This window comes from Pseudanabaena sp. UWO311, from assembly GCF_006937785.1.
Taxonomy (GTDB): domain Bacteria; phylum Cyanobacteriota; class Cyanobacteriia; order Pseudanabaenales; family Pseudanabaenaceae; genus Pseudanabaena.
Genome location: NZ_SJEE01000024.1, coordinates 66,120 through 73,450 on the forward strand (window position 1 = coordinate 66,120; position 7,331 = coordinate 73,450).

General features: G+C 39.7%; 6 protein-coding genes. 1 reads left to right on the forward strand and 5 read right to left on the reverse strand.

The genetic code is table 11. The features are described from left to right. Positions 1 to 95: 95 nt before the first annotated feature. Positions 96 to 893 (forward strand): ion transporter, encoded by a 798-nt coding sequence (locus PseudUWO311_RS17060; RefSeq protein ID WP_142656442.1) that lies wholly within the window; start codon positions 96 to 98, stop codon positions 891 to 893. A gap of 4 nt (positions 894 to 897) precedes the next feature. Here the strand turns inward: PseudUWO311_RS17060 and PseudUWO311_RS17065 are convergent, their stop codons facing one another. The 5 genes from PseudUWO311_RS17065 to PseudUWO311_RS17085 form a co-directional block, all read right to left on the reverse strand. Next, positions 898 to 1,314: a hypothetical protein gene (locus tag PseudUWO311_RS17065; protein ID WP_142656443.1), complete on the reverse strand. Its 417-nt coding sequence runs from the start codon at positions 1,312 to 1,314 to the stop codon at positions 898 to 900. Positions 1,315 to 1,329: 15 nt separating this feature from the next. Beyond that, complete coding sequence (locus tag PseudUWO311_RS17070) at positions 1,330 to 1,776, reverse strand: hypothetical protein (protein WP_142656444.1); 447 nt, start codon at positions 1,774 to 1,776, stop codon at positions 1,330 to 1,332. 335 nt (positions 1,777 to 2,111) lie between these two features. After that, the gene (locus PseudUWO311_RS17075) at positions 2,112 to 2,648 is read right to left on the reverse strand and encodes a Uma2 family endonuclease (RefSeq protein WP_142656445.1); all 537 of its coding nucleotides are present in this window, start codon (positions 2,646 to 2,648) and stop codon (positions 2,112 to 2,114) included. A gap of 315 nt (positions 2,649 to 2,963) precedes the next feature. After that, positions 2,964 to 3,440: a YbjN domain-containing protein gene (locus PseudUWO311_RS17080; RefSeq protein WP_142656446.1), complete on the reverse strand. Its 477-nt coding sequence runs from the start codon at positions 3,438 to 3,440 to the stop codon at positions 2,964 to 2,966. A 291-nt stretch (positions 3,441 to 3,731) separates the two neighbouring features. Then, the coding region (locus tag PseudUWO311_RS17085; RefSeq protein ID WP_142656447.1) for a DUF4157 domain-containing protein at positions 3,732 to 7,331 on the reverse strand (3,600 nt) is incomplete at its 5' end.

A 7,331-nucleotide genomic window follows, 5' to 3' on the forward strand; every position in this document is an offset into this window, starting at 1 on the left:
CGCAAAGCCTGAAAATTAAAGGTTGTGCTATGCGCAATCTTTAATTTTCGGGCTTTGTTTTTGAAAAGCGGCAATTTGGTATTATTTAATTCGTTATGTTAAGACAAAAAATCAGCCAGAAAATTAACTTTTATCTTGATGACCTTGCTACACCAGTTGGCAAACTAATCAATATCGCGATCGCCATTCTTGTGCTTGCCTCTGCGATCAGTTTTGTCGCCCAAACCTACGAAATATCCGAGATCACCCGTCACCGACTCAATTTGCTGGATGACATTATCCTTGGTGTATTTGTCTTTGAGTATTTTCTGCGGCTAATTTGTGCTGAAGAGAAGCTCAAACATCTATTTAGTCTCTACGCAGTTATCGATTTAGTTGCGATTTTGCCGTTCTTTTTAGGCGCAATTGATGTGACATTTATTCGGCTATTGCGTTGGTTTCGGATTTTGCGCTTGATTCGTTTGGTGGAGTCGAGATCGCTATTTGCCCATAAGACCGAAGATATTGCCATTTTATTTAGGATACTCTTCACATTATTCGCGATCGTATTTGTTTTCTCAGGTTTGATCTATCAAATCGAACATCCTAACAATCCAAAGTTTCATAACTTTCTTGATGCTTTCTATTTCTCGATTTTTACGATGACTACTGTAGGCTATAGCGATGTCATGCCTAAATCTGACGCGGGTAAACTGACGACTGTGATCATGGTTTTTACTGGTATTGCGCTGATCCCAGTGCAGCTAGGAGAGTTATTTAAGAGATTGGTGCAAACTGCTAACCAAAGCGATCGCGATAATGACATGATGAAGGATAGTGTCTGTTCAGGCTGTGGCTTGTCTTTACATGATGCTGATGCAGAATTCTGTAAGGTATGCGGCACTAGGCTATGAGCTTTTATTTTTTGAATAGAACTTCAGTTATATGACCTTTAAAAAAATCAATTCCTAAAGCGGACTTAAGAAGATAGAGAATTAAGATTGTAACTGCACTAATAAGTAGACTCATGGCAATAATCAATAATATCGCGGCTACGACGTTAGCAAATTTTGCAAAGCCTTTAACTTCATGTCTTCTATCTTGTTTTCGCCGATCTTTGCCGATCATTAGCACAACAAAGTAGCGTGTAAATATAAGATCAATCACAAATCTGAGATCGATCAACTTTGGTGAAGATTTAGGTATTGCTGTATGGATAACTGATTTTAGTTGCTCTTTCTCCGTCTCATCTAATTTCTCCAAAACCTGAAGAGGAATTTGATGCATATAGTAATCTGCATCTCTTGAGTTGTAGCTTCTAGGAGATTGGCTCACGTCTTTTCCTTGTATTTATTTTGGACTAATCCATTGATATAAATGCCAACCAAATGTCATGGCTCCCCATGTAAGTATGGTTAATCCATAGATAGATTGACGCTTGCTTAGTCCTATTCTATATGTTTTTGCCTGAGCAAATGCCAATAGAAAAATCATACTAGTAGCTAGTATCCAACATGATAGTAACAATAAAGCGACAGTTTGAGCACTTATTTCTACTAAGATAAATGGCTTTGCCCATATTAATGCAGCACCCCAAATCCACAGAGAAATCCAAGCGATCGCTAAACTAATTGATGGTGATCCTGTTTGGGCTAATCTTAAGGTAACTAAGTAGTTGCCGATCAAAATAAAATGATTTACATTGTATGCAGCAAGTATATACCCCCCAGCTATATATCCCATTAGCAAAACTACAAGATAAGCAATTGCACCGAAAGGAATTGAGAGTAGTTTCATTATTTCAATAAATAAAGGGGGATTAAGAATAGGAGTTGTTGTTAATTAATTAAGCGACACTAAAAGCTTCGTTATTATTTCAACCTCTATAATGACTCTTAGTAAGATGAATATAGATCATACTCTGTTAAGAGAGTGTGATCTATATTCATCTTTTTGGATATTGTAGAAAATAGGCTGGGTTTCATTCTTTAGCTCAATTTACGAGATCGCCGATCGCTTCAGTCAAAAATCAATAATTAGAATGGAGATCGCATTGCATACAAGTTTTATTGTCATTGGGTTTCATTCTTTTACCTAACTTACGCAAACAGGCGATCGCAATATTTCTATTTTCACCGCTGCTGGGTCATTGCCATGACCATTTCTACTGTCAGGTCGGAGATATTGAAAAGGGTTGGGAGTTTGTCGGTTCCAGAATAGATTAGTGGCAGTTCTGATTGTTCCCAAACCCAGATTTGCTTTCGCTGAATATCAATTAACCAAGCGAGTTGAGTCCCGTTGATTAAGCAGTGTAGGATTTTGTTTTGTAGCTCTAATGTATTTTGGTCGGGGGAGCGAATTTCAATCATCCAGTCTGGCGCTCCTTTAAGTGGACCATCGACTTCTGTAAGCCGATCGCTTTTAACTACGGTAATGTCTGGGACGGGGGATAGTGGTGGCACGATGCAACGCAGTTCTTGGATGGCTTCGTATGTTTGGGTTTGGCTGTTGATCGTGTTAACTAGGTTGCGCTGAAGGCGGGAATGAAACAGTGTTGGCATCGTCTTTTGTTGGGCTTGCCCGTGGATAAATTCCCAAGCAGGTGAGGTTTCAATGTTGGGCTGCTGGAGAAAAGTGTCTAGGGGGCTAGCGATCGCAATAGTTTCCATAGTTGCCTGAGATACACCTGCGGAAGTGCAATGTATGTTTAGTTTTATTGTAGTTTAAGAACTTTGTTCGTGGCAAATATTGAGAGGTCTCAGGCAGTTTTGAGGGCGATCGCATCAGCCAAAAATCAATAACTAGAACTGCGATCGCCTATTGCCAATTTTAAAAATGCGAATTTATAGACAGTATTTTGGGTGGAGTGAATGACATATTTTAAGACTGGCAGAGACATATTAAAAATCTCGTAACTACCGATTATTAGGATGTGTTACGTAGATTTCTAGCATATTCAAAAGAGAAGCTTTAAGCAATTCAAATTAGAAGGTAAGAACATCATCATCATCTTCATTGATTTGGGAAATAGCTTGACTAGGTGTAGATTCTCCCGATAGAACCAATTGGATACCAGGTAGATAGTCATCCATAGCAACCAAACTAGCATTCACTAAAGGATCGATTAATCCAAAAGTGATTTGGGCGTAGGTAACATCAATACTGGTTTTATATCGAATCTCACCATCATCAAAGTCCATTTCAAAGTTACCAATATTCAATCCAAAATTAGCTCTAGTTATGTATTCCGCAATACTTATGCGTTTGTTTTCAGAAACTTTTTCTGACAAAGTGGAAAGAAAGATGAATTGATTTGCTTCTTCATTCACTCTAGCATAACAAAACCATCTTCCATGTTCGCCTTCGTAGTCTATACGAAGGACTGGCAGTTCTTCGTGTTGTTCAATTGGCCAACCTTTATCTACAAAGTAACCCAGAACGGTGTCAAACAGTTCACTCACTTAAACTATCTCCTAAAATATAATTTGTCTGTTAAATGAAAGTTACTATAACAATAGCCCTTAAGATACAGTGTAGTTGACCATAATGAACTTGCGTGGCGACTCAGATTTAATAGAGCCAACTTTTATTGTTTTTAGCAAATCAGAGAGCCCAAAGAATAGTTTTGTCAAACTTTTCTGAACACTACCAATACAAAAGGAAGTTACTGAATTGCAAAATCAAAAAAAACAACGTTTTATCTGATTTCCTTAAACTAAATAAGCCGAACCACCCTAAGAATCGGCAAAATTTTATACCTCTCTTAGTTTAACCCATATGTGAGTATCTTTATCGTTGTTGGGATTGCAATGTGTGGCAGAAACTACTTCCAGCCTTGAGCCAGGTGGGAAGAGAACTTCTTCTTCATTGACTTTGTCTGAAACAAACTGGATGTCACGTCCCGACTTTACTTCGTCGATCTCATAAACAACACTGAACCCTGCATCTCCATAATTTGTTTTTGAAAACTGAGAGTTAAGCGATTTTGCTGCACTCATCGGATAGTTTGCAAATTCCAATTTTCCAGGTTTATAGTTTTTAGCCACATATTTTTTCCTTTCAGTTTCGCTCTTCGTCATAATCGGGTCACTTGTTGTCACTAAACGGTAGACTTTACCAGAATATACTGGAAGCTTGGCAAGCCCAGAAGAAATCCCCTGCATCATTGGCCCCGTATACTTCAACGTTCCAAGTGGAGATCCCCACTTAACATTAGTGAGATCTCCTTCTTTGAAATCATCAGTCTTAAAGCTACTAGCAGAATTGACAATTGGCTTGTACAGGGCGGTTGTGTATTGGAAAATAGCACCTAACTCTTTATCATGTAGCCCTTTCAGTCCAGTCAAAGCTTCCTTAGCCTCTGGCGGCAAAACCTCTCTTTCGATAAAACTGCTATCGGTATAGGATGTAACAGCGAGTGAGAACCCTTCGCCTTTCTCCACTTCTTTGAATTCTTCAATAGAGTTATGATCGTTATTAAATATCTGGCTATAAATAGCATTGCGAATGCGATCTTTTTCCGTACTATTGGCTTTAGTTAAGAAGGAATTGGCAATAATCCCAAGATTATCAGTTAGTTTACCTTTCGCAGCTTTAGATTCCCAGTAGTCTTTGTCACTGATTTTGGTTCCCCCTTTCGGTGTGGGGGCTTGCAGGTCATCTAGTTGAGATGTTGTCAGCTTTTTCGCTCCTGATTCCTCATGACCAGCCATCATACGTGCAGCATTAGCTTTATATTGCTGATCTTCTGTCAAGACTTTGTTGCCATGATAAGTCTGAATCAAAACAGATTTAATCACTTCGCGTTTTACTACATCAATATTCATTTTGCTTACAGCTTTGTTAATTTCAATGAGGTTTAGCTGACCAGTAGTTCGATTTATCTGAGCCTCCTTCACAACTTTGCGAACTGCCTCGATCTCACTAATATTTGAGGTAGTGAGTTGCTCTAAAATCACACGAGGTACACCAGCTTCAGCCAGATTATTCAGTTTGTTATTCGTCTCTGCTGCCAAACCTTTGCCGCTATGATGAGTCTTGAGCAAGGCAATGAGCATGCCTTCAGCTTTATCAGCACCCAATTCATTGCCTAAATAAACAAATGAATTATGGAGTCTGATGCGTCGAATAGATTGATGTTTCATCCCCATGCGATCTCCTGAATCGATGGTTTGTTGTGCCACAACTTCGCTTAACCGAGATAACTCTGCTGTAGCCCGCTCATCAAGTCCCGTCAATAGCGTGTTAGATAAACCTTGGGCGAGTAGGGCTTTATTGAAAGCTACTTTGTCTTTAGTGGCTTCGGTTAGCCCTCCAGCAAGAATGTCTTTATAAATAGTAGACAGGAAATAACTTGGGAATTTATTTTCGGGAAGTGTATCGGAAAAATCACTAAGTTTCATCGGCGACAGGTTGCTAGCTGACTCATACTCTTTACCAGGATCGTCTTTGTCGATTTCAAATGCCATACCATAGCTCTCTGCCGATTTATAAATTTCATAGAAACTATGGTCGCGATTTGCCAGCATCCAGCCTGCTAAAGCTAATCGCATACCTTTCATATTTGCTTCATCACTAAGCCCTAAGTTTTGTATAGCATGTAGCATCAGATCGGTAGATCCAGAAATACCCGCTTCCATGCGTGCTTTCACACTTGATGCGGCTTTTGCACTGTCTGAGCCAAGGATAATATTGAAAGATTCACCACCTTGTCCCCAACTAATTTTGGCATTTTTGTCTTTTTTGAATCTACTAAGTTCGTTTTTGTCTGGTGCGACTTTTCCTTGTCGTTTATGTAGCATTTCAAGTTCGGCTTGAGTTAGATCGGGAACATCTTCAACTTTAAGAGTGCGTTGTTCCTCTAAAGACAATCCTCCGCCACCAATAAATTGACGTTCTCGATTGGCTTTAGCCGTTTCTTTTTTCCATCCAAGTAAATCGCTCATGCGATCATGACCAAATACATCACGCTTAGATCTGCTACCTGTAGTCTCTTTTTCACTCTCAGCAGTATTGGCAAAATCTCCAATCTGTTTGGTAGTCATCCAATCTTTTAAACCAGAATCCTTAGCAAATCCAGTTTTTACAACTTCTTTTTCTATTCCACCTTTAACAAAACTCTTGACTTTCCCTGATTTGTCTTTCTCACTAATAACATTTTGCGTTGATGTCTTAATTTTCCAATCTCTAGGGGTCTTGTTTTTGGCTTCACGGTCTAGCTCGATTGCAGCAAGTTTCAACCATTTCGCGAGATTGTTATTGCGAACGGCATTGTAAACTAACTTGAGCTTAGTTCTCATTGGTTGAGATTTATCGTCAAACACCTCCTTGATATTTTTGGCAGTCATTTCAAATGCGCCATAGTATGTATCTCCCCCTTTCCAAGCAAACTCGCGCTCATAGGTTTTTGCTTGATCTCGACCCGTTGCTTTTGCCCAAGCATCTACAATTTGTTTTACCCGCGCCAATAGCCCATCAACAACAGCATTTACTTTGTCATTCTGCATGATTTTAGGAGCCATCTTAAATTCGAACTCCTCTGTTTTGGAGGCATATTTTTCTTCGCTTTGTTGATCGACTCTTGCCTTTGACATCGGGCTTAGCGCAGAATAAGTCCGTTGAATAGTCATATTCGAGTTGTTTTTAGTCAAGCTCATGGGAGTGACTGATTTTTGTAACGACGGTCTGCTCGCACTTCGATTTCCTTTCTGTCCAACGACATTTACTCCGACTTCCTTTTTTGCGCAATCTGGCTGATCGGGTTTAGTTTTTTTTTGGATTTTTCCTTTTTGAGATTTTATCGAGTTTCTATTAATTTTTGCGCCCCCTGCCCCTTGCTGCACCACATGGGTTAACTCATGAGCAATTAGTTCTTGTCCACCTCTACTACTTGGCTCATACGCCCCCTGCCTAAAGAATACATCTTGACCTGTTGTAAAAGCTTTTGCTTGAATAGATTTATTTAATTGGTCAGACTGTGAATCTGTGTGCACTTTCACAGCGCTAAAGTCAGCCCCCATTGCCTCACCCATTTTAGTTTGGAGATTAGGATCTAGAGACTGTCCACCACCCCGCGCACTTTGGATTGAGGACTCTAGATCAGTTGAGACTTCTTCGCCTCCAAGGTTTTCTCGTCTTTGTACTAAAGACTTCATCTGCAATTCATCCTCTTCTTCCATTGATGCTTCTCGTTGGATTGAAGAGATTGGCTTCATCTGCAATTCATCCTCTTCTTCCATTGATGCTTCTCGTTGGATTGAAGAGATTGGCTTCATCTGCAATTCATCCTCTTCTTCCATTGATGCTTCTCGTTGGATTGAAGAGATTGGCTTCATCTGCAATTCATCCTCTTC